Genomic DNA, 22,489 nt, shown 5'->3' with positions numbered 1-22,489 from the left:
GATACCATTTCTTACTGAGATGTGGAGGCTCCTATGAAAGCGGTAATCATGGCGGCGGGAAAATCCACGCGGACGTATCCGTTGACGTTGACGCGCCCAAAGCCGTTGCTCAAGGTGGCGAACAAGCATATCCTGGCGCATCAACTCGACGCGCTGCGCGGCGTGGCCGATGGAATTGTGCTGGTGGTCGGCTATCGCGCGGAGATGATCCGCGAGGCGTTCGGCAACGAATACGACGGGATGCCGATCGAGTATGTGGTCCAAAAGGAGCAACGCGGCACGGGCCATGCCATCCTGCAGTGCGCGGACTGTATCGGCGGCCCGTTTCTGGCGATGAACGGCGACGACTTGTATGATCCGGCGGACTTGGCCCGCATTGCGCGCGAGGAACAGGCGGCGCTGGCGATGACCGTACCCGATCCGCGTCTCTACGGCATCTACGAGGTCGGTGAAGAGAACCGAGTGGTGCGGCTCGTCGAAAAACCGACGGATGTTTTCTCGAACCTCGCCAACATCGGCGTCTACAAGTTTACGCCCCAGGTGTTCGATGTTTTACGCCACACCGAACCGTCCGTGCGCGGCGAGATCGAAATCACGTCGGCGGTCCAGACCCTTGCCGACAGAGGCGTCTTCCGTGTGGTGGAGGCGGCCGGTTACTGGTTTCCCATCGGCTATCCGTGGCACTTGCTTGATGCCAACGAATTCATGCTGAAGCGTATGACGCCGTGCATAGGGGGCGAGGTGCATCCGGCGGCGGTCATCAACGGTCCCGTGTCGGTGGGCAAGGGCACGGTGATCCGTTCGGGCGTGGTCATTGACGGGCCGGTCTGCATCGGGGAGAATTGCGAAATCGGTCCCAACTGCTGGATTCGGCCCCATGTCACACTGGGCGACGGTTGCCGCATCGGACAGGCCGTCGAGATCAAGAACTCGATTTTCATGGACGGCGTGTATGCGTGCCACCTCAGTTATATCGGCGACAGTGTAATCGGGGAACGCGCCAATCTTGGCTGCGGCACCGTCACGGCGAACGTCCGGCACGACGGCGCAACGCACCGCTCGATAGTCAACGGGAATCCGGTGGACACGGGACGTAAGAAGCTTGGGACTGTTATCGGCGACGATGCGCACACGGGCATCCATACCGCCATCTATCCGGGGCGCAAACTCTGGCCCGGCGCCACGACCCGTCCCGGCGAAATCGTCGAAAAAGACATCGTCGTGTAGCGATTCATTTTGCGTTCGGACCCAGACGATTTCGATGGTTGCATACTTTAATTATCCGCATCTCCGTGAATATCTGCGAACATCTGCGCAATCTGCGGAGGAAGGATGAAGGGACAAGGCTCAAGGGACAATACGAGCACAAACACGAGCACGGGCAAGAAGGGGGAAGGCATCCCAACTTGTTGACTGCCAATACACAGACCGCGATAATCATTTCGTTTGATTCGGCGGGAAGGACCGCCGGGAACCTCTAACATTTTGGGAGCAGGTCATGGCGAAGATAGCATTTATCGGGGCGGGCAGTTTGGGATTCACGCGCGGGCTGGTTCGGGATGTGTTGACGTTTCCGCTGCTCAAGGACGCGACCATCGCGTTGATGGACGTCAACAAGGAACGGCTCGAATTTGCCCGCAAGGCCGTCGGCCTTATCGTCGAGCGCGGCGGATATCCGGCGAAGGTCGAAGCGACGCTCGACCGCAAGGAAGCGCTCAAAGGCGCGGACGCGGTGCTCTGCACGATCCTTTCGGGGGACGTGCAGGTGTGGCGGCATGACATCGAGATCCCGAAGAAGTACGGCGTGGACACGAACGTCGGCGACACGCGCGGTCCGAGCGGCGTATTTCGCGCACTGCGCACGATCCCGGTCATGGTAAGCATCGTCAAGGACATGGAACGGTATTGTCCACGCGCGATCCTGCTCAACTATACGAACCCGATGGCGATGCTGTGCCGGGCGATGCAACGCGTGTCGAAGATTCAGACCTCCGGCCTGTGCCACAGCGTCCAAGGAACGGCGGCCATGCTCGCTAACTGGATCGGCGCGCCGATGAACGAGATTGATTACGTCTGTGCCGGAATCAATCACATGGCGTGGTACACCGAGTTCAAATGGAAGGGCAAGGACGCGTACCCGCTCATTCGCAAGGCCATCACGACAAACAAGAAGATCTACAACGAGGAGCAGGTTCGCAACGAAATGTTCCTCGCGCTCGACTATTACGTGACGGAATCGAGCGGGCATAATTCCGAGTACAACTGGTGGTTCCGCAAGCGGCCCGATTTGATTGAGAAATATTGCACGCATGGCACCGGCTGGAATCCCGGCGAATACGCCTACATTCTCAAGCATTATCTGCACACGGCGAAAAGTTGGAAGAAAGACATCCGGGATTGGTTTAGCAAGGGCGCGCCGATGTCGCTCGAACGCGGCCATGAATATGCCGCCTCCATCATCAATGCCTACATGGGCGGCGAACCCTTCGAGTTCAACGGAAATGTGCGCAACACGAATCTCATCACGAACCTGCCCGCCGACGCGTGCGTCGAGGTGCCCGTCGTCGCGAACCGTCGCGGATTCAACGCCATTCACGTCGGCGCGCTGCCCATTCAGTGCGCCGCATTGAACAACGTGACGATCGCCGTCGAGGAAATGGCCGTCGAGGCGGCGCTGACCGGCGATCCGAAACTCGTCTACCAGTCCATTGCCTACGATCCGCTGACGGCCGCCGTGCTTTCGCTGGCCGAAATCAAGAAAATGGTCCAGGAAATGCTCAGGAAGAACAAGGACTATCTGCCGACATTCAAGCGGATTGAAATCTAATCAGAACCACGAAGGCACAAAGACACGAAGAGGGTCTGGCCATGGAACGGTTACGGAAATGGGTGGCGGATGGAATGGTGGATACCGTCATCGTCGCCGGAGTGGATTTGCAGGGCCGTTTGTACGGCAAGCGGTGCGCGGCGGAACCGTTCCTGCGCGACATGGCGGGCGGTGTCCATACCTGCGACTGCAATTTCGGCTGGGACGTCGAACGGATCCTGATCCCCGGCCTTGCCTTCACGGGCTGGCACACGGGATACGGCGACATGACGGCCGTGCCCGATTGGTCCACGACGCGCCTCTATTCGTGGTTCGAGAAGACGGCGCTGGTCATTTGCGACACGAAATCGCACGACGGTTCCCTTGTGCCGATTGCGCCGAGATCGATGCTGCGCAAGCAGCTCGACAAGGCCGCCGCAATGGGGTTCACGGTAAAGGCCGCGAGCGAACTTGAATTTTTCCTGTTCCGCGAGACGCCGGAGAGTTCGCGCGCGAAAGACTATCGCGACTTGACGACGATTGCCGGATACATTGGGGACTATTGCATCTTTCGCTCCTCCATGGACGAACCAATCATCGGCGAGATCCGCCGGCAGTTGGCTGCGGCGGGCGTCGAGGTCGAGTGCAGCAAAGCCGAGTGGGGATACGGGCAGCACGAGGTGAATCTCGTGTACACGGACGCGCTCGAAATGGCCGACCGGCACGTCGTGTTCAAACAAGGCGTGCGCGAAATGGCCGCAATGAGAGGTCTTCAGGCGACATTCATGGCGAAATGGCACACGGATCATTCGTCGAATGGCGCGCACATCCACATGAGCCTATGGCAAGACGGCAAACCGGCGTTTTACGATCCGAAGGGCGATCGGGGAATGTCGAAAACGATGCGGCATTTCCTCGGCGGCATGATGGCGCTTGCCCGCGATTTCCACCTCTTGTATGCGCCTACGATCAACTCATACAAACGCTACGGCGATCTTACGTTCGCGCCGACGACGATTACATGGGGCGGCGACAACCGCACCGTTGCGTTCCGATCATGCGGCCATGGCGCATCCACAAGGTTGGAAAACCGCATTCCCGGCGCGGACGTCAATGCGCATGCCGCCTATGCCGCAATGATTGCATCCGGCCTGTACGGCATTGAAAACGGGATCGAACCGATCGGCCCCTTCGTCGAGGCAAATGGTTATGAGGTAAAGGATGCGCCCCGCCTGCACCGCAATCCGATCGAGGCCGCGGATGCGTTTTCATCGAGCGCCATCGCCCGCCGGCTTCTCGGCGACGACGTGGTTGACCATTATGCCGCCGTTGCCCGGTGGGAAATCGGCGAGTTCATGCGCAGCGTCACCGATTGGGAACGCCGGCGGTACTTTGAATTGATTTGAAACGCACGTGGCGAACACGGTGTTCTGTGCTAAAATGAACAGGCCGACGGGCAGATTTTTATGAAGCGACGCACTTTTCTGAAACAGATGATCGCACAAGGTGCGGCGGCCTGTTTTCCCGCCATCCTTCCGGCGTCCGCACTCGGCCTGAACGGCACGGTGGCGCCGAGCAACCGGATTGCGCTCGGCTTCATCGGCCTTGGTTATGAAGGAAAACTGAAGAATCTCCGCGTGTTCATGGCGCAGCCCGAAGTGCAGGTGGTGGCCCTTTGCGATGTTTTTGAGAAACGTCTGCGCGGCGCCCATCTGGCCATGCAGAGTTACAGCCTGAAACCGTCCGCCCAGGAGTTCGAAACCTGTTTTACAACGCGGGACTGGCGTGAGGTGGTTGCGCGTTCCGATGTGGACGCGGTAGTCATTTCAACGCCGGATCATTGGCATGCGCTTCCCGCCATTGCCGCCGCGAAGGCGGGCAAGGATGTTTTTTGCGAAAAGCCCCTTTCCCTCACCATACGGGAGGGACGCGTCCTGAGCGACGTGATGCAACAACGGCAACGAATCTTTCAAACCGCCAGCGAGGCGCGGGCTTCCATCAAATTTCTGAAGGCTTGCGAATGGGTCCGCAACGGACGCATCGGCAAGCTGCACACGATTAGGGTGGCCATTTATGGGGGATTTGCCCAGGGCGGCAGCCCCATGAACATCAACCCCAAGCCCAAGCCCGTCCCCGAAGGTTTCGATTACGACATGTGGCTGGGTCAAGCGCCCGAAGCCTTCTACACGCCCGTGCGTTACACCAAATACCGGTATATTCTAGTTTCTTGCCGGTCGAGTGGCATGGTTATAAGATATGGGTGGCTGTGCTGGGGGTGTTGCTACTGACCGCCCTGAACATGCGCGGCGTCAGGGAAGCCGTCATTCCGTTATTACCGGTATTTTTGCTTTTTCTCGCGACCCATGTCTTCGCGATTGCCTACTCTATTTTCAGCCATGTTGGCGACATGGGCCGCGTGGCCGCCCAGACGGCGCAGCAGGTGCGCGGCGCTTCGTCCGAACTGGGCGTGGTGGGGATGCTTCTGCTTATGTTGCATGCGTACAGCATGGGCGCCGGTACGTTTACCGGCATCGAGGCGGTGAGCAACGGGCTTCCCATGTTGCGCGAACCGCGCGCGCAAACCGGCAAGCGGACCATGATCTACATGGCCACATCGCTTGTAATCGCCGTGATTGGCCTGATGATCGCCTATATGCTGTCCGGCGCCGTGCTGGAGGAAGGCAAAACGCTCAATGCGACCATGCTTGAACGCCTGACGGCACATTGGTCCCGCAATACGGCCCGGACCTTCGTTTTGCTCACGCTGGTGTCGGAAACGGCGATTCTGTTCGTCGCGGCGCAGGCCGGTTTTCTCGGCGGCCCCCGCGTGTTGGCGAACATGGCCCTGGATCGGTGGTTTCCCAGCCGGTTCGCCATGCTCAGCGACCGGCTGGTTACCCAAAACGGCGTGGTGTTGATGGGCGGCGCGGCCTTGATTGTCATGGCGTTCGCGCGGGGCAGCGTGCAATATTTGGTGGTGCTGTACAGCATTACCGTATTCATTACGTTCGTGCTGGCCCAACTGGGCATGGTCCGCCACTGGTGGCGCTTGCGGGGAAAAAATCACCCGTGGCTCAAGGGCATCGCAATCAATGGGACCGGCCTTGTCTTGACGGCGGGTATTCTCATTTCCATGACGATCATCAAATTCAGGGAAGGGGGTTGGATTACGCTGGCGGTGACAGGCGGACTGGTCGCGCTGGCCCTTTTCATTCGGCGGCATTACGACAGCACCCGGCGAATGCTGGGCCGGTTGGACAGTCTGGTCGAGGCCACCAAGGCCACGGTCGAACGCCTGCCGAAACCCGCAACACCCGCCGGCGCCTACGACCCGGACGCCAAGACGGCCATCGTGCTGGTAAACGGCTTCAACGGGCTGGGGCTGCATACCCTGTTCAGCATTGTCCGCACGTTTGGGGGTGCTTTCCGGCAATTCGTTTTCCTGCAGGTCGGCGCCGTGGACGCCGGCAATTTCAAGGGCGCCGAGGAGATGGAACGCCTGCGGCAATTTCTTGATGCGGAATTGGCGAAATATGTCGCCTACATGAATGCCGAAGGTTATTACGCGGAATCCCATGGCGTTGTCGGCACGGATATCGTCGAAGAAATAGTCAAATTGTCCCACAACGTTCTGGAACGTTTTCCACAGGGCGTATTTTTTGGCGGACAGCTCGTCTTTCCCGAAGAGACCGCTTTTACGCGCCTGCTTCACAACTACATCGTGTTTGCCGTTCAGCGACGCCTGTATTCCCGGGGCGTTCCCTTCATGATTCTGCCCATCCGGGTGTGACCGCTTGTGGTTTGGAGCATCCTCCGTGTGCGGGGATGCAAACGGACACGGTTGCCGTCACGGGACCGCGTTCGCCAAAGGGCGGAATCGCAAGCCGCCGTCCTCCAGATCCACGAATACCCGCGATCCTTCCTGAATGGCGCCGGACAGAATTTCCATCGCCATCGGGTCGAGCACGAGCCGCTGGATCGCGCGTTTCAACGGGCGCGCGCCGTAAGCCGGATCGAAACCTTCATCGGCAAGGTAATCGCGCGCGGCATCGGACAGTTCGATGGCGATATGTTTTTCTTCGAGGCGTTTCGACAGGCGTTTTATCTGCACGTCCACGATTCGGCGGATATCCTCGCGGGACAGCGAATGAAACACGACGATGTCGTCCACGCGATTTAAAAATTCAGGACGGAAATGGCGCCGCAATGCCTGCAGGACGGCTTCCGTTTTATCCGCGTGTTCGCCCGCGCCGTTGAAGACCTCGCTGCCGAGATTGGATGTCATGATGACGACGGTGTTTTTAAAGTCCACAGTGCGGCCCTGGCCGTCGGTCAGGCGGCCGTCGTCGAGGATTTGCAGCAGCACGTTGAACACGTCGGCATGCGCCTTCTCGATTTCGTCGAGCAGCACGACGCAGTACGGACGGCGGCGGACGATTTCGGTCAACTGTCCGCCTTCTTCATAACCGACATATCCCGGCGGCGCTCCGATCAAGCGGGCCACGGTGTGCTTTTCCATGTATTCCGACATGTCGAGCCGCACCATGGCGTGTTCGTCGTCGAACAGGAGTTCGGCGAGCGCGCGGGCCAGTTCGGTCTTGCCGACGCCCGTCGGGCCGAGGAAAATAAACGATCCGATAGGGCGTTCCGGCTCCTTCAATCCGGCGCGTGCGCGGCGGACGGCGTCCGACACGACGCGGATGCCGTCGCGTTGGCCGATCACGCGTTCCGCGAGTCGATCCTCCATTTTGAGCAGGCGCGCCATTTCGCCTTCCATCATTTTTTCGACGGGGATGTGCGTCCAACTCGACACGATCTTTGCGACGCGCTCCTCGGTGACTTCCTCGCTGAGGAAACTGCCGTTCTTTTGAATTTCAAGCAGACGGGCGTTTTCGGATTGAAGCGCACGTTGCAGATCCGCGATCGTCCCGTATCGAATCTGGGCCACCTTCGCGAGGTCGCCCGCCCGCTCGGCGATTTCTTCCTCCCGCCGCGCCTCGTCAATTCGGGCATTCGTGGCGCGAATGCGCTCGATGACCTCTTTTTCCGCCTGCCATTGGGCCTTCTTCGCGCCCAATTCCTCGCGCAATTCGGCGATTTCGTGCGCAATGCCCTCCGACATCTCCCGTGCGGCTTTGTTGTTTTCCTTCGACACGGCCAGATGCTCGATTTCAAGCTGGCGGATGCGCCGGTCGAGCACGTCTATTTCATAGGGCATGCTGTCAATTTCGATGCGCAGCCGCGAGGCGGCTTCGTCAATCAGATCAATCGCTTTGTCGGGCAGGAAGCGGTCCGATATGTAGCGATGGCTCAGGACAGCGGCCGATACCAGCGCCGCGTCCTGAATGCGCACGCCGTGATGGACTTCGTATTTTTCCTTCAAGCCGCGCAGAATTGCAATCGTGTCCTCGACGTTCGGCTCGCCGACGAGCACCGGCTGGAACCGCCGTTCGAGCGCGGGATCTTTTTCGACCCGTTTCTTGTATTCGTTGAGCGTCGTGGCGCCGATGCAGTGCAACTCGCCGCGGGCAAGCGCCGGTTTCAACATGTTCGAAGCGTCCATTGCGCCTTCGGCCGCGCCCGCGCCGACCAGCGTGTGCAATTCGTCTATGAACAGGATAATTTCCCCGGTCGCTTCCTGGACTTCGCGCAAGACCGCCTTGAGACGCTCCTCGAATTCGCCGCGAAACTTCGCGCCGGCCACCAGCGCGCCCAGATCGAGCGTGGCAACGCGTTTGTGCTTGAGATTCTCGGGCACGTCGCCTGCCACGATCCGTTGGGCAAGTCCCTCGACGATCGCGGTTTTGCCGACGCCCGGCTCGCCGATCAGTACGGGATTGTTCTTCGTCCGGCGCGACAAGACCTGAATGACGCGGCGGATTTCCTCGTCGCGTCCGATAACGGGATCGAGTTTGCCTGCGCGCGCGAGTTGCGTCAGGTCGCGGCTGTATTTCGCCAGCGCGTCGTAGGTCGCCTCGGCGTTCGGGTCGGTCACGCGCTGCGTGCCGCGGATCTCCTTCAACGCCGCCAAAACGGCCTCCGTGGTGACCCCCAGCTCGCGTAGAATGCGCCCGGCCGTATCGTCGCGGCCTTCAAGAATGCCCAGCAGAATATGTTCAGTGCTCAAGTATTCGTCCTTGAGCGTTTGCGCCGTTTTCCAGCCGGCTTCGAGCGCCTGTTGGGCCTCGCGGCTCAGCCCGGCTTGGCCCGCCGCGCCGCTGACACGCGGAAGCCCCTTCAGGCGCGTATCAATCTCGGCCAAAATTTGCTCCGATGCAACGCCTATCCGCTGTAGGATGGCGGCCACAGCGCCTTTTTCCTGGACAATCAAGGCTTCCAGTAGGTGCAACGAGGCGATTTCCGCGTGGCCGCGCCGCGCGGCGCTGTCCATGGCCTCCGACAGGGCCTCTTGGGCTTTTATGGTCAATTTGTCCAAACGCATTTCGCATTCCTCCAAGGGAAATATATGTTTCAACGATTATTGAAGAGCAACACCCGTGCCGTGAACAAAATACAGATGAAACGCGGGGAGATTATGTGCAAATGCTTGTCCGCAAAGCACGTAAGAGGTTCGGATACAGCGTGGGGGGGATAATTCCATTCGGCCCACGTCGAAAATTCACATTACCCCAATTCCTTCGTGCTCGTGCTTGTGCGCGTAATCGCAATCGCCCCAACAACTTAACTGTTTCTTCATCTCTTGTCCAACTCTCCGGGAATCATGTTCATGGTGTTGGGAAAACGGGATCGTGACGACAACGCGTTTCAAAATTATCCGGCGCTTGTTTCTTTGTGAAACGGATGATGGTTTTGATGTATGTCATCAGTGGATCGCGTGATCTTCCACAGATGACGCAGATATCCGCAGATAGAAAACAGGGTATGGTTGTTCAAAGACAAGGGATTCCAACCTCCGGCGGGGCGTAAGGATAAACCGGCTTGAGGCTAACCGGTCCGGATATGATAGAACAATGGAATGTGGTACACTTTCCCAATGGCTTGGGGATGGATGTGAGATGTTTATACCCGGCGAGCGGGAGGTGTGACGGTGAACAAGACTTTTCAGACCCGATTATCATGGCGCAATCAGGCGGCATGGTTTGCCGCAGCCGCATTGGGCTTGGTGATTGCCGGCTTTGCCTATTACCGCTTAGAAGTGAATTCTCTCCGGCAGGAACGATATGAAGACATCAAATCTATCGCCGATCTAAAAGCGGGTCAGATTCAACGATGGCGCCGCGAACGGCTTGCCGATGCCGGGCGGACGGTCAAGAGTCCCTTGTTGAGCAAAGCGGTCAGCGACTGGCTGCGCGATCCCGAGAATCCGGCTTTTCGCAATGCGCTGCAGGGCCGGCTGGATCTCGAACATGACGTGGGCGTGTATGGCGATGCTGTTCTTTTCGCGCCGGATGGCCGTGTTCTGCTGTCCGCGTCGAAACAGGCCGATGTCCCCGGGGAAGAAGTGCAACAGAACATCCAGGCGGCCATTTCCCGGCGCGATGCCGTATTGAGCGACTTTTTCCGCTGTTCAGACGGACGGATTTGCCTTGACGCCACCGCGCCCGTATTCGACGCGGACGGCCATCCCCTTGCCGTGCTGGCGCTTCGGAGTTATGCAGACGATCTGCTCTATCCACTGATTCAATCGTGGCCCACGCCCAGCCGATCCGCGGAAACGCTGCTCGTGCGCGCCGAGGGGGACCATGTCCTTTTCCTCAACGAGCTCCGGCACAGGAAGAACACCGCGCTCGCGTTTCGCATCCCGCTATCACGCAAGGACGTTCCGGCCGTACAGGTGATTTTGGGAAAACAGGGGATGTTTGAAGGACGCGACTATCGCGGCGAGCGGGTCCTCGCGGATCTCCGCGCCATTCCCGGCACGCCGTGGTTCATGGTGGCGAAAGTGGACCGAAGCGAAATCATGGCCGAGGCCGGCTATCGCGCCGGTATCACGGCGTTGTTCGTCTTCCTCCTGATTTTGTTGGCCGCCGAGGCCGCCTTTTACAGTTATCGCAACCGGCAGGCGGATCTCTACCGGCGGCTTTACGAGACGGAACGGCGGCAGCGCGAGGCCGAGGAGGAATTCCGCACGACCCTGTACAGCATCGGCGACGCCGTCATCACGACGGACACCGTCGGTCGTGTACGAAACATGAATCCCGTGGCGGAGCGCCTTACGGGCTGGCCGGAATCGGACGCGCGCGGGAAACCGCTCGACGAAGTGTTTTGCATCGTGAACGAGGATACCCGCGCCACCGTCGAAAATCCCGTGGTGCGCGTGCTTCGGGAAGGCGCGGTTGTGGGCCTTGCCAACCACACGCTGCTCCTGTCGAAAGACGGCAGGGAATATCCGATCGCCGACAGCGGCGCGCCCATACGCAACGAGTCCGGGGCGGTTTTGGGCGTCGTGTTGGTTTTCAGGGATCAGACCGGGGAGCGGGCGGCGCAGGATGCCTTTCGCGCCAGTGAGAACCGTTATCGTTCCTTATTCGACAATTTGATCGAAGGGTTCGCGCACTGTCGAATGATCTACGACGAAAACGGACGCCCGGTGGATTATGTTCATCTAAACGTAAACAAAGCTTTTGAAGAGATGACCGGCCTCACGGATGTGATCGGCAAACCCATTTCCGAGGTAATCCCTGGCATTCGCGAATCGAATCCCGAGTTGTTCGAAATTTACGGCCGGGTGGCCGGGAGCGGCGTACCGGAACGGTTCGAAACGATGGTGCCGGCATTGGAACGCCATTTTTCCGTGTCCGCGTACAGCGTGGAACGCGGGACTTTTTACGTCACCTTCGACGACATTACCGCACGCAAACGCGCGGAAGAAGAAAAGGCCCGGCTTGAAACCCAGTTGCGGCAGGCCCAGAAAATGGAGGCGGTGGGACAGTTGGCGGGCGGAATCGCGCACGATTTCAACAACCTGCTTCAAGTCATTCTAGGCCATCTGGACATCCTGCGGGCGGGCAGCGAACCGGGATCCGCCACGCGGCAGGATCTTGACGAGGTACATAGGGCCGCGGAGCGCGCCGCCGAATTGACCCGCCAACTGCTGGCGTTCAGCCGGCGCCATGTCATTCAGCCCGTGAACGTGGACCTGAACGAGTTGATCCAGCCGATGCTCAAGATGATCCGCCGGATCATTGGTGAACATATTGATCTTCGTTTCCTGCGCGGTGAACGTCTCGGAACCGTATGCGTGGACAAGGGGCAATTCGAGCAGGTGCTGATGAACCTGTGCGTCAATGCGCGCGACGCTATGCCCGGCGGCGGCATGCTGACCATCGAAACGGAAAACGTGACCATCGGCCAGGATTACCGCAAGAGCCATCCATGGGCTGTGGAAGGCCGGTATGTCCTGCTCAGCGTGAACGACACGGGCCACGGCATGGACGACGAGACCTTGGGGAATATTTTCGAGCCGTTCTTCACCACGAAAGCCGTGGGGCATGGCACGGGCCTTGGCCTGGCCACGGTCTACGGCATCGTCAAGCATCACAACGGCCTTATCCATGTGTACAGCGAACCAGGGAAGGGCACCACGTTCAAGATCTATATTCCGATCGTCGATCGCCCCGCCGAAGCGGTCGGAAGCAAAATTGAACCGCGCGCCGTCGGCGGGTCCGAAACCATTCTGATGGCCGAAGACGAGGAAATGGTGCGGGGACTCGTCGCGCGCCTGCTGCGCAATGCGGGTTATACCGTGCTGACGGCATGCGACGGCGAGGAGGCGCTGCGCATCTTCGAGGAACATGACGGCCAAATTCATCTGGCGCTGCTGGATGTGATGATGCCGAAACTCGGCGGCAGGGAAGTCATGGAACGCATCAAGAAAAAATCCCCGAGCGTCCGTTTTCTTTTCAGCAGCGGGTACAGCGAAAACGCCGTGCACACCAATTTCGTTGTCAAGGAAGGGTTCAACCTCATATCGAAACCCTACCGGACCCCGGAACTCCTGCGCGCCATCCGAAAGGTGCTCGATGCCTGATCCCGAAATCGAGATACGCCGGGGCTATGTGCCCGGCGCCCTTGGACGTGTCGTCGAACTCTGCGGCGCGTATTATCACGATCATTGGGGATTCGACGTGTTTTTCGAGGCCAAGGCGGCCGCGGACCTCGCGGAGTTTCTCCTGCGGTACGATCCGGCGCGGGACGGATTTTGGACCGCGTGGGTTGCCGGACGCCTCGAGGGCCATATCTCCATTGATGGGCGGCACGCCGGGGACGCGGGCGCCCATCTGCGTTATTTTATCGTGTCCGACGCGTTGCGCGGTCATGGGGCTGGAAACCGGCTCATGCGAGCCGCCATGGATTTCTGCCGCGAGGCGGGCCACCGGCGCGTCTTTCTGTGGACGTTTGAGGGATTGCACGCGGCCCGGCATCTGTATGAGAAACACGGGTTCCGCCTCGTTGAACAGCGGCCGGGCACTCAATGGGGAAAAGAAGTCAACGAACAACGGTTGGTGGTGAATTTCGACGGGGAGCGAAACGTTACCGCATGCGGGTAGCGGGCACGCCCCGGTACACGAGGCGATCGTTCTCGACGAGAAGCGGAAACGGAATTCCCTTGATGTAGACGACGATCCGTTTGTTTCGCACGGCGGATGCGGACGAAGAACCCGACAGCACGCCGGTGGCGGATTGTAAAAAACACTTGCCTGATGGCCAATTTTGTGCGCCTCATGGCTTCCCGTATTGCTTTCATGTGGAAAACCGACTCCTTGCGGCATGGTGACTCCGCGTCGAGGCATTCTGGAAAGCGATGATGGAAACATCTTTTTTTTACGGCGTTTTTACTGGATTGGTGGATAAGGTGTGGATAACCTGTGGATGCTTTTTCGATATCGGTGGAAAACCATGTTGACATGATCGTTGCCCAGGGAGATCGCGTTTTCTCGAAAGAAATTATGCTTGACTTTATGCGCGCGAGAGAGTAAAAGAAAACCTTGTGCTTTGACGCGACCGGTAGGGCTGCCGGGGGAGTTTGCGCGTCGAGGCGGGGTTTCGTAAAGATTGGGCTGTTCACAAATGGCCTTTTTGAAGGAAGCGATAATGCCGTCGAAAGAGGCGAACACTTGGGAACTGGCGCAGGATTATCTACAACAGGTACTTGACGAACACAGCTATAAAAACTGGTTTTCCCAGACACGGTACGAATCGTATGCCGATGGCGAATTGGTGGTAAGCGTACCGAGCCAGTTTTTTGCGGACTGGCTTCGGGATCATTATCTCGACACGATTACGGAAAGTGTTCGGAAAGTCATTCCGGATTTCCGCGAGGTGCGCTTTTCGCCGTCCCGGCAGGCCGTCTCGGCGCCGGCGGAAGAGCGACCGGTCGCGCCTCGTCATGTGCCGGCCCCGGCTTCCCCGCCTGTGCGGGGATTCAATCCCCGCTACACGTTCGAGCGGTTCGTGGTGGGCGCGGGCAACCGGTTTGCGCACGCGGCGGCGCAGGCCGTGGCCGACAATCCGGCGCGGGCGTACAATCCCCTTTTCTTGTACGGCGGCACGGGACTCGGAAAGACGCACCTGATGCAGGCCATCGGGCATGCTGTCTTGCAGCGCGATCCGAATGCAAACGTCGTGTTCATTTCCTCGGAGGACTTCACCAACCAGTTGATCGCGAGCATTGCCAAAAAAGCGACACAGAAATTCCGGGCAACGTACCGCAAGGCGGATGTGCTGCTGATAGACGATGTGCATTTCATCGCGGGCAAGGAAGCGACGCAGGAGGAATTCTTCCACACGTTCAACGCGCTATTCGAACGGCACAAGCAGATCGTCCTGTCGAGCGATCGCAGTCCAAAGGAAATCCAGGGCATCGAGGAGCGGCTCATATCGCGTTTCGGATGGGGCCTTATTACCGACATTCAGGCGCCGGACATCGAAACGCGGATCGCCATCCTTCAGAGCAAGGCCGCCGAGGAAAGCGTCATCGTTCCGGCGGAAGTGCTCAAGTGCATCGCCATGCACATTTCGACCAACATCCGCGAACTGGAAGGCGCCCTCATCACCGTCGTCGCCTACAGCAAATTGACCGGGCGCCGCATTACCATCGAAATGGTCGAAGACGTGCTGGCCGATCTGATTGGAAAAGAAAAGATCAAGCCCATCACCATCGAGGCGGTTCAGCGCGCGGTTGCGGATCATTTCGATGTGCGCATCGCGGATTTATGCGGGCGCAACCGCCAGCGGATGGTGGCCTTTCCCCGTCAGGTGGCCATGTACCTGTGCAAAACGCTTATTCCCAGCCTGTCGTTGAACGAAGTGGGGGAGGCGTTCGGCGGCAAGGATCACACGACCGTCTTGTATGCCTGCCAGAAACTGGCAAAGGAAATCGAGAAGTCGCCGACAACCCGGCAGGTCGTTCAGCACCTTCAAAAAACCTTGCGGCCGTAAGGGGAAGGGGCCGGCATTCCTTCCCTACCGATTCGAATCCAGCGCAACCGGCTTGAGGATGGCGCCGGACGCGGCCTGTTCGATAAATTCCGGCGATAATTCCGCGAGATAGACCTGTCCCAACCCCGTGCGATCGCTGTTGAACAGCACAAATTTCAGGGACGGCGACAGGCTGGGATGCGGATGGGTCCATTGCGGATGCGAACAGGAAGATAACGGATCGCAAACAAAGGTTACCGTGCCCGACGGCACATGCAATAGAAAAATGCCCTCGCGTGGCCAGTTGGTGTCCGCTACAATCCACTGGGCGTCGCGGCTGGCGGACGAGTGCCAGTAATACCGACCCTGCGTCAGCGTGCGGTAGGTGTCGTCCCCTTCCCGGTATGTTGCAATCGCCTGTCCCGGTGGCAGGAGACAGCCCTGCATCAAGCCGGTGCGCCCGAACCACGTGTGATGCGCAAAGCAGTCGAAGCCATATTCGCGAAGATGATGTCCGTTCGCGTCGATCAAATAGCGGACGCAGCCGTTGGGGGTGTTCTCGCCGAAATACAATGTGCTGCCTTGCGGATCGATGTGGAGATGATTTTGGCATTCGCCCTCGAACACGACTTCGGAGCGGCCGGAGCCGATTGCGACGCGAAATACCGCGCCGCGTCCCGATTCGAGCCTGCCGCTCGCAAAATAGACGGCGCCCGCCTCGTCCACCGCCCCGAAGGAAATCTGGTTTGGGTACGGCATGGCCGGTGCTTCCGCGACAACGGTCTCGTGCAGTGAAAGCAGGTCCACTTTCCGTACTTCACGGTCCGCGAAATACAGCGCCGCGTTCAATGCCGGGCAAATCACCGCGCCGCCCATGGCGTCGCATTCGGTCAATTGGACCAGTTCGCTGCCGTCCGTCCGTGCCCGTAACAAATCCCATGGGGCGTCGCGGCACGCGCTTCGCTGCGCCAGCAGAACGACATGGCGTTCGTCTTCCGTGAACGAGCACATCTCGAAATACATGTTCATCGCGATTGTCGAATGATGCGTCAACTGAATGATGCGCAATCCCGACCGTGGTTCGGTGAATATTGCGCGTTCCGGACCGTACACGCTGCCTCGCGCCATGGCGGCTCTCCTCTTTTTCAACACCCCGTTTAGACGGGAAAGAACTCAGCCGGTGAATGTGCAATCTCACGTCGCGGTGCTGCCGGTTCGGTAGCCGGCCAAGTCGAGCGTGACGTGCCGGTAGCCCGCATTGCGCAATTCGCGCAGAATCGTTTCGCGAACGGCGGGATCCACGGCCCGCGCGAGTTCGTTGGCGTCCACTTCGATGCGGCAGAGGTCCCCGTGATGCCGCGCCCGGTACTGGTGGAATCCCAGATTCTTGAGCGCCTCTTCCGCCTGTTCGATGCGCGCCAGCGATTCGGCGTCGATCCGTGATCCTTTTGGTACGCGGGATGCCAGACATGCGAAGGACGCCTTGTTCCACGTGGGCAGCCCGCGCCGACGGCTGAGCACGCGAATTTCATCCTTGACAAGTCCGACCGTCTGCAACGGCGCAAGCGCCCGATGTTCACGGGCGGCCAGCCGGCCCAGTCGGGTGGCGTCGGCGGAATCGTCCGCCGTTTCACCGTATGCGATGCAGGAAATGCCTTCGGACCGCGCGAACACATTCATTTGTTCGAACAGTTCGCCCTTGCAGACATAACAGCGGCGGCCGTCGTTGCGAAGAAACTCGTCCTTGTCGAATTCGGCCGTCTTCAGGACGACAAGATTCCAGCCGCGTGCGGCCGCCAGCGCGCGGGCCTCCTCCAATTCCGAGCGCGGGATGCTTGGCGAGTCCGCCAGCGCCAACCGTGCGCGATCGCCGAGCGTCTCGTGCGCAACGTCGGCCAGATAAGTCGAATCCACGCCGCCCGAATACGCCACGACGATTGCTCCTTGGGCCGAGAGCAGATCCTTGAGCAGCGTTTCCTTTTGCAGAGCCGTTTCCAGCCAATCGCGATTCATGATGCCGTGCCTTTTTTGCGTATTGTATCTCATGGATGCGCATTCCTGGGAACCGGGGATTTCCAAGTCCGGCGTCCGGCCGTTATAATGACGTTGGTGTTGCATGGTAAAACGTTGGAAACGACGGAGGCAGTGATAATGTGGATGATGGCGTTGGCGGGTGCAATCGTGTCGGCAGGCATGGCCGAATTGCCTGAATGGACCTTCGATACCGACGCGCAGGGCTGGACGGCGAATGCCTATCTGGCGAATGTGTCCGTCGAAAACGGCAAACTCTGCGCGGATGCTATTGACCGGGATCCGTTCTTTTCGATATCCGGGTTGGAATTCGAGGCCAAGCCGTGGCAATACGTGGCGATTCGGCTGATCGCAAACCAGGATGGCCAGGGTGAATTGTTCTGGACAGGCGAAACAACTGGACCGCACGGGGGATTCAGCCAGGAGAAAAGCCTCCGGTTCAACGTGGAAGGCAATGGGCAGACCCAGGATATCATCATCGCGCCGTTCTGGCAGACGGAAAAGACCATCCGGCAACTCCGGCTGGATCTCTACAATGGCGCGCATTTCGAGATTGACAAGATTCGAATTGCCGAATGGGGCGGCGGGGCGGCTCCCTCGGATTCCACCTTCGAATGGACCTTCAACGGTGATGTGACGCCGTGGACCATAAGTCCAAAATCGTCTGATCTCTACTCCCCGCCGCTCAACCTGGCCGTGCACGACAAGGGCTGGATTTCGGTCACGTTGCAAGCGGATTCGGACGGAGTGGGGGCGATCCTTTGGGGGGCCGAGGGCGTGGTGGGGCCGCAGTCGGCGGAATTCAATGTGCGCGGCGGTCCCGAACCGCGCATCTACAACGTGGAAATGCAGGGAATCCCGGAATGGCGCGACGGCGTTCATGCCATCGGCATCCGGCTGCCGAAAGGCAAGGTGAAACTCGATGCGATCGCCGTTGTAGGCGAACCCCGGGGACCGGCCGAGTTGGCCGTCACTTATCTCGGATTTGAAAATGCCTTGAGCCGCACCAGCACGCCCTGCCGCATCTTGGCTAGGGTAGCCAATATCGGCGCCGCGAAAAGCGAGCCCACGCCAGCGCGCATGGTTGTTTCGCCCGACTTGCGTTTCGTGCCGGGATCCACGCCCGAAAGCGAAGTGCCGCCGCTGGAGTACGGCGAATCCGCGTCGTTGTTCTGGACCGTTTCGACCCCGATAGCCATGGAACACCGCGTGTATCTTCGCGTCGGCACGGGCAAGACCGTCGAGGGTAAACTCAATTTTACCAAGTCCATGTTTCTGAACAAGGCCGACTATCCCCCGCGGCCCGTGCCGGTCAAGAGCGACGTGGATGTCTGCGCCTATTATTTTCCGGGATGGGATTCCGACGCGAAATGGGATTGCATCCGGCGCACGGCGCCGATTCGCAAGCCCGCGCTGGGCTATTATGACGAATCGAAACCCGAATGCGTGGACTGGCAGATCAAGTGGGCCGTTGAGAACGGGATCTCGTGTTTTCTCGTGGACTGGTATTGGTGCCAAGGCGGCCAGAGTCTCACGCATTGGTTCGAAGCCTACAGAAAAGCCCGTTACCGCGACATGCTCAAAGTCGCCATCATGTGGGCAAACCATAATCCGCCCAACACGCATTCCGCCGAAGACTGGCGCGCCGTAACAAAAGAATGGATTGACCGGTATTTCAACCTGCCGGCGTATTACCGCATCGAGGGCAAGCCGGCTGTGTTCATTTGGGCGCCGTCGAATGTCCGCCGCGATCTAGGCGGTTCCGATGCGGTCAAACAGGCCATGAACGAATCGCAGGAGATGGCGCGGGCGGCCGGTTACGATGGGATTACGTTCGTGGCCATGGGCTACGATTTTTCGCAGGCCGGCATAAAAAATCTTGAAAATGAGGGATATACCGGCATTACGACGTACCACGAGTGGGGCGGCGATCATGACCGCGCCATGGCCCTGAAGCGAATGCCGTATCTCAATGTCGTTCGGGGATCGAAGATTGAATGGGATAGGAAAAACGCGCAAGCCAAACCCTTGGCCTATTATCCCGTCGTGGACACGGGCTGGGATTCCCGTCCGTGGCATGGCGACAAGGCGTTCGTGATCGAAGGCCGCACGGCGCTCCTGTTCGAGCAACTCCTGGAATCCGCCCATGCGTTTGCCATCGAAAACAACAAGCCGCTTGTTGTGCTAGGCCCGGTGAACGAGTGGGGGGAGGGCAGTTATATCGAACCGTGCGTCGAATTCGGTTTCGACATGCTGGAAGCCGTGCGGCGCGTCTTCGGCGTGGGCAATGCTCGGCTCTGGCCCGTCAATGTGGGACCGGCCGATATCGGTCTTGGACCATACGACTATCCCGCGCGCCCGTCCGTCAGCGCGTGGACCTTCGACACACCCGATGCCGGCTGGAAAGCCATGATGGGCGTGGCGAATGTGCGCTGTGAAGACGGCAAACTCCTTTTCGACACGACCAACGACGATCCCGCCCTCGTCGTGGAAACCCATGGAATCAAGGCCGCCCAATTCACGAAGGCCACGTTCAACATGCAACTGGAGGGCGCGCTGAAACCCGATGCCCGCGCGCAACTGTTCTGGTCAATCAGCAGCGCGGCCACCAGCGAAGCCGCCAGCGCCTCGTTTCCGCTCATTGCCGACGGCCAAATGCACCTCTATACCGTGGATCTCAAGGCATGTCCCCGCTGGCGCGGCAATATTACCGCGCTCCGTTTCGATCCCTGTGGCGACAGGGGCGTCCGCGTCGCCATTGATGACATCCAGTTGATGCCGTGACGTTCAGGCCAAGTCGGGCCAGTGCGCGATCAACGCGGCGCGGGTCGCTTCAATCGTGCGCACGCCGGACGTGTGCGTCTTTTCGAGAAATGCCCGGCACTGGACGATCCGGGACGGATCGGAAAAGTTCCCGCAAAGTCCCCCCTTCGATGCGTCATATACCAGCCGATGCGACGACAGGCCGTCGCTTTCATACACTTTTGCGATCCAGCGTCTTGTCGCCGGATAACCACCACGAACACGCAGAAAAACGATATAGTGAAAGGCGTTGAAATGCGCGGCGGGTACGCCGTTTTCATTGCACACTTGAGCGCGCGCCTCGGCAAGATCGTCTGCGTGCAGATTGGTCGCGCGGACATGGCCTTTGTCCACAAGCGCGCAATAGGCGCGCAATCCGCCGCCCCACAAATAGGCAAAATACGGCCCAGGGCCGATTTCGTGGCAAATGTAGCAGACCTTTGCTTCCGGCGTGGCCGGCAAAGCCGCCTGGATGGCCGGCGGAGTCGCCGCCATCAACCGGCAATCCGGAGGCACAAGGTTCAGCAACGCGCACATGACCGTCGTCTTGCCCGCGCCGCCCGGACGGGCGCCCACCATGAACGATGCGCCCCGCGTGATGCCCGCCATCAGCCCCGACGCAAGTTCCAGATCGATCGTCTGCGCTTCGATCAGATCGAACACGGACAACATGCGCCCGCCCCGCTGATTGCAGCGGTTTAATTCATGACAATGACGCTGTATCGTTTCATCCATCGAATTTTTCCTAGGTGAATGGCGTCCATTTTATACTATTGCGGTCAAGGGGAATCGAAAACGCAACATCATAATGGGACGATTTTCATAGCATGAAAACAGAATGCGATCGAAAATGCCCTGCCGAATCGGCATTCGGAGCCGCACCGTTGCGTGGATATTGAAACCTCCATGACTTGATTCAAGCAGTCCCCGCGTCTATAGTGGCGCCATGAAAACACACATGACGAAGGGCATTATTGTATTGTTTATTGCGTTTGCATCCGCGGGATGCCAACATGGAAAGGCGATAACGACTTTGGATGCCAATGGAGGAGGGGCTGATTCGCCATTAGGCATGCCATTAGGCGCGGCCGGACCGGTTCTGCTTCCCGAACTGGCGGCAAAAACACCGGGGGAATGGTTAGAAACTTCGCACGGGGCCGCACTGCTACGATGGGCTCGCGCGGCGGATGCCGTCCGTACCATTCCCGAAACGACGTACACATTATATCGCCGATTTCGCGTGGCGGGTGAACGTTTTCCCTATGAGAGGCCCTATTTTGAAAAACGCACCCTGCTTACCCAGTCGGTTTTAAGCGCATGGGCTGATCCGTCTGAGGAACGCATCAACCGGGTCAGCGATCTGCTCTGGAACATCTGCGAGGAGAGCACGTGGGTGTTGCCCGCGCACGAGTCCAAGGGCAAGGGATATATAGACCTTTTCGCCGCGGAAACCGGATGCGAACTCGCCCATGTGTTGTCGTTGTTGGGCGAAAACCTGAACGACGAGATACGGGCGCGCGTCCGCGACGAGATACGTGCGCGCATTTGCGATCCGTATCTCAAGCACGCCGGTGAATACTCATGGGGCGGCGGCCGCAACAACTGGACCGGTGTTTGCGCGGGATCCGTCGGCCAGGTTTTTCTGTTGTTGGAGGACGACCCCGGACGACTCGAAAATGCAATCACATCGGTCATTACGCAACTGGATCGGTTCATCGCAAATGCCTTCGAGGCGGACGGCGGCTGTCTGGAGGGAATCGGGTACTGGAATTACGGACTGATTCATTTCGTGGGATTTGCCGAAATGCTGCGGGAACGGACCAAGGGCGCCATGGACCTGATGGCCAATCCGAAGCTGGCGGCCATCGCGCGTTATCCGCTTGCGGCCTATCTCGGCAACGGGCTGTATGCCAGTTTCGCCGATGCCGAGGAGCGATCCTCGGTCCGCCCGTTCCTCGCCGCGCGGTTTGCGGAACGGCACGGCGCGACCGCCTTGCTGGGGCTTGCGTCAGACATGACCGACTGGCGTCTGAGTTCGTCGTTGCGCAATCTTGCGTGGTGGGACGGCGCCGACGCGCCCGAGCCGGCGCTTGAAGACGTTTTCATGCCCGTTTCCGGCATTGCGCGTTTCATCTTGGCGCCGTTTGCGCTGGCCATTAAGGCAGGGCATAACGACGAGCCGCATAACCATAATGACGTCGGCAGTTTTATCCTCGCCGTTGATGGCCGGGTGTTTCTTTGCGATCCGGGACGTGGCCTTTATAGTGCGAGCTATTTCGGCGGAAAACGCTACGATAACGTCTTTGCAAATTCCTATGGGCACAGCGTTCCCCGCATCGGCGGCGCTTTGCAGGCGCGAGGCAGGGAACATTGCGGAACCATGGAGCGCACGGGTGAAAAAAGCGTTCATATCCGCTTTGAAAAGGCCTACGATGTCCCCGGACTGGCCGAGGCCTCGCGGACGGCCAC

Annotated in this window: 14 protein-coding genes; 10 read left to right on the top strand and 4 right to left on the bottom strand. The window is 59.1% G+C overall.

Annotation, left to right across the window (positions count from 1 at the left end):
- Positions 1-33 precede the first annotated feature (33 nt).
- From P5540_08855 to P5540_08835, 5 genes are all read left to right on the top strand, one after another.
- Positions 34-1,227: a sugar phosphate nucleotidyltransferase gene (locus P5540_08855; GenBank protein ID HRT64926.1), complete on the top strand. Its 1,194-nt coding sequence runs from the start codon at positions 34-36 to the stop codon at positions 1,225-1,227.
- 271 nt (positions 1,228-1,498) lie between these two features.
- Positions 1,499-2,827, top strand: coding sequence for an alpha-galactosidase (gene melA, locus P5540_08850; GenBank protein HRT64925.1), 1,329 nt, complete (start codon positions 1,499-1,501; stop codon positions 2,825-2,827).
- Positions 2,828-2,868: 41 nt separating this feature from the next.
- Positions 2,869-4,212 (top strand): glutamine synthetase family protein, encoded by a 1,344-nt coding sequence (locus P5540_08845; GenBank protein HRT64924.1) that lies wholly within the window; start codon positions 2,869-2,871, stop codon positions 4,210-4,212.
- Positions 4,213-4,272: 60 nt separating this feature from the next.
- Positions 4,273-5,094, top strand: coding sequence for a Gfo/Idh/MocA family oxidoreductase (locus P5540_08840; protein HRT64923.1), 822 nt, complete (start codon positions 4,273-4,275; stop codon positions 5,092-5,094).
- Positions 5,067-6,596, top strand: a complete 1,530-nt coding sequence (locus P5540_08835) for an APC family permease (GenBank protein HRT64922.1) — start codon at positions 5,067-5,069, stop codon at positions 6,594-6,596. Before P5540_08840 ends, P5540_08835 begins: the two co-directional genes overlap by 28 nt.
- Before the next feature lie 57 nt (positions 6,597-6,653).
- Here the strand turns inward: P5540_08835 and clpB are convergent, their stop codons facing one another.
- Complete coding sequence (clpB, locus tag P5540_08830; GenBank protein HRT64921.1) at positions 6,654-9,248, bottom strand: ATP-dependent chaperone ClpB; 2,595 nt, start codon at positions 9,246-9,248, stop codon at positions 6,654-6,656.
- 606 nt (positions 9,249-9,854) lie between these two features.
- Between clpB and P5540_08825 the strand changes: the two genes are divergently transcribed.
- The 3 genes from P5540_08825 to dnaA all read left to right on the top strand — a co-directional run bounded on the left by P5540_08825 (position 9,855) and on the right by dnaA (position 15,208).
- Entirely contained in the window at positions 9,855-12,797 is a 2,943-nt protein-coding gene (locus P5540_08825) for a PAS domain S-box protein (protein HRT64920.1), read from the top strand.
- A complete protein-coding gene (locus tag P5540_08820; GenBank protein ID HRT64919.1) occupies positions 12,790-13,317 on the top strand; it encodes a GNAT family N-acetyltransferase in 528 nt (175 codons plus the stop codon). The genes P5540_08825 and P5540_08820 overlap by 8 nt, the downstream gene beginning before the upstream one ends.
- A 544-nt stretch (positions 13,318-13,861) precedes the next feature.
- On the top strand, positions 13,862-15,208 hold the full coding sequence (dnaA, locus tag P5540_08815; GenBank protein HRT64918.1) for a chromosomal replication initiator protein DnaA: 1,347 nt from the start codon (positions 13,862-13,864) through the stop codon (positions 15,206-15,208).
- Between the two features lie 24 nt (positions 15,209-15,232).
- On the opposite strand, the gene P5540_08810 is transcribed toward dnaA, so the two are convergent.
- Positions 15,233-16,315 carry a hypothetical protein gene (locus P5540_08810; protein ID HRT64917.1) on the bottom strand — a complete coding sequence of 361 codons (1,083 nt, stop codon included), beginning with the start codon at positions 16,313-16,315 and terminating at the stop codon, positions 15,233-15,235.
- Between the two features lie 66 nt (positions 16,316-16,381).
- The gene (gene larE, locus P5540_08805; GenBank protein ID HRT64916.1) at positions 16,382-17,200 is read right to left on the bottom strand and encodes an ATP-dependent sacrificial sulfur transferase LarE; all 819 of its coding nucleotides are present in this window, start codon (positions 17,198-17,200) and stop codon (positions 16,382-16,384) included.
- Positions 17,201-17,338: 138 nt separating this feature from the next.
- Between larE and P5540_08800 the strand changes: the two genes are divergently transcribed.
- A complete protein-coding gene (locus tag P5540_08800) occupies positions 17,339-20,002 on the top strand; it encodes a glycoside hydrolase family 99-like domain-containing protein (protein ID HRT64915.1) in 2,664 nt (887 codons plus the stop codon).
- Positions 20,003-20,005: 3 nt separating this feature from the next.
- On the opposite strand, the gene P5540_08795 is transcribed toward P5540_08800, so the two are convergent.
- Positions 20,006-20,755: a hypothetical protein gene (locus P5540_08795; GenBank protein ID HRT64914.1), complete on the bottom strand. Its 750-nt coding sequence runs from the start codon at positions 20,753-20,755 to the stop codon at positions 20,006-20,008.
- 337 nt (positions 20,756-21,092) lie between these two features.
- Here P5540_08795 and P5540_08790 point away from each other — a divergent pair.
- A partial coding sequence (locus tag P5540_08790) for a heparinase II/III family protein (GenBank protein HRT64913.1) occupies positions 21,093-22,489 on the top strand: 1,397 nt, incomplete at its 3' end.

The sequence above is a fragment of the Candidatus Hydrogenedentota bacterium genome, from assembly GCA_035450225.1.
GTDB lineage: Bacteria > Hydrogenedentota > Hydrogenedentia > Hydrogenedentales > SLHB01 > DSVR01.
This window is presented reverse-complemented; position numbering and strand designations above follow the sequence as displayed.

What these genes read in the sequence shown, in the direction of transcription:
- larE (HRT64916.1), bottom strand. Translation starts at nt 17,200, where the DNA reads ATGAATCGCGATTGGCTGGAAACGGCTCTGCAAAAGGAAACGCTGCTC.
- P5540_08845 (HRT64924.1), top strand. Translation starts at nt 2,869, where the DNA reads ATGGAACGGTTACGGAAATGGGTGGCGGATGGAATGGTGGATACCGTC.
- P5540_08840 (HRT64923.1), top strand. Translation starts at nt 4,273, where the DNA reads ATGAAGCGACGCACTTTTCTGAAACAGATGATCGCACAAGGTGCGGCG.
- P5540_08810 (HRT64917.1), bottom strand. Translation starts at nt 16,315, where the DNA reads ATGGCGCGAGGCAGCGTGTACGGTCCGGAACGCGCAATATTCACCGAA.
- melA (HRT64925.1), top strand. Translation starts at nt 1,499, where the DNA reads ATGGCGAAGATAGCATTTATCGGGGCGGGCAGTTTGGGATTCACGCGC.
- P5540_08795 (HRT64914.1), bottom strand. Translation starts at nt 20,755, where the DNA reads ATGGATGAAACGATACAGCGTCATTGTCATGAATTAAACCGCTGCAAT.
- P5540_08820 (HRT64919.1), top strand. Translation starts at nt 12,790, where the DNA reads ATGCCTGATCCCGAAATCGAGATACGCCGGGGCTATGTGCCCGGCGCC.
- clpB (HRT64921.1), bottom strand. Translation starts at nt 9,248, where the DNA reads ATGCGTTTGGACAAATTGACCATAAAAGCCCAAGAGGCCCTGTCGGAG.
- P5540_08800 (HRT64915.1), top strand. Translation starts at nt 17,339, where the DNA reads ATGTGGATGATGGCGTTGGCGGGTGCAATCGTGTCGGCAGGCATGGCC.
- P5540_08855 (HRT64926.1), top strand. Translation starts at nt 34, where the DNA reads ATGAAAGCGGTAATCATGGCGGCGGGAAAATCCACGCGGACGTATCCG.
- dnaA (HRT64918.1), top strand. Translation starts at nt 13,862, where the DNA reads ATGCCGTCGAAAGAGGCGAACACTTGGGAACTGGCGCAGGATTATCTA.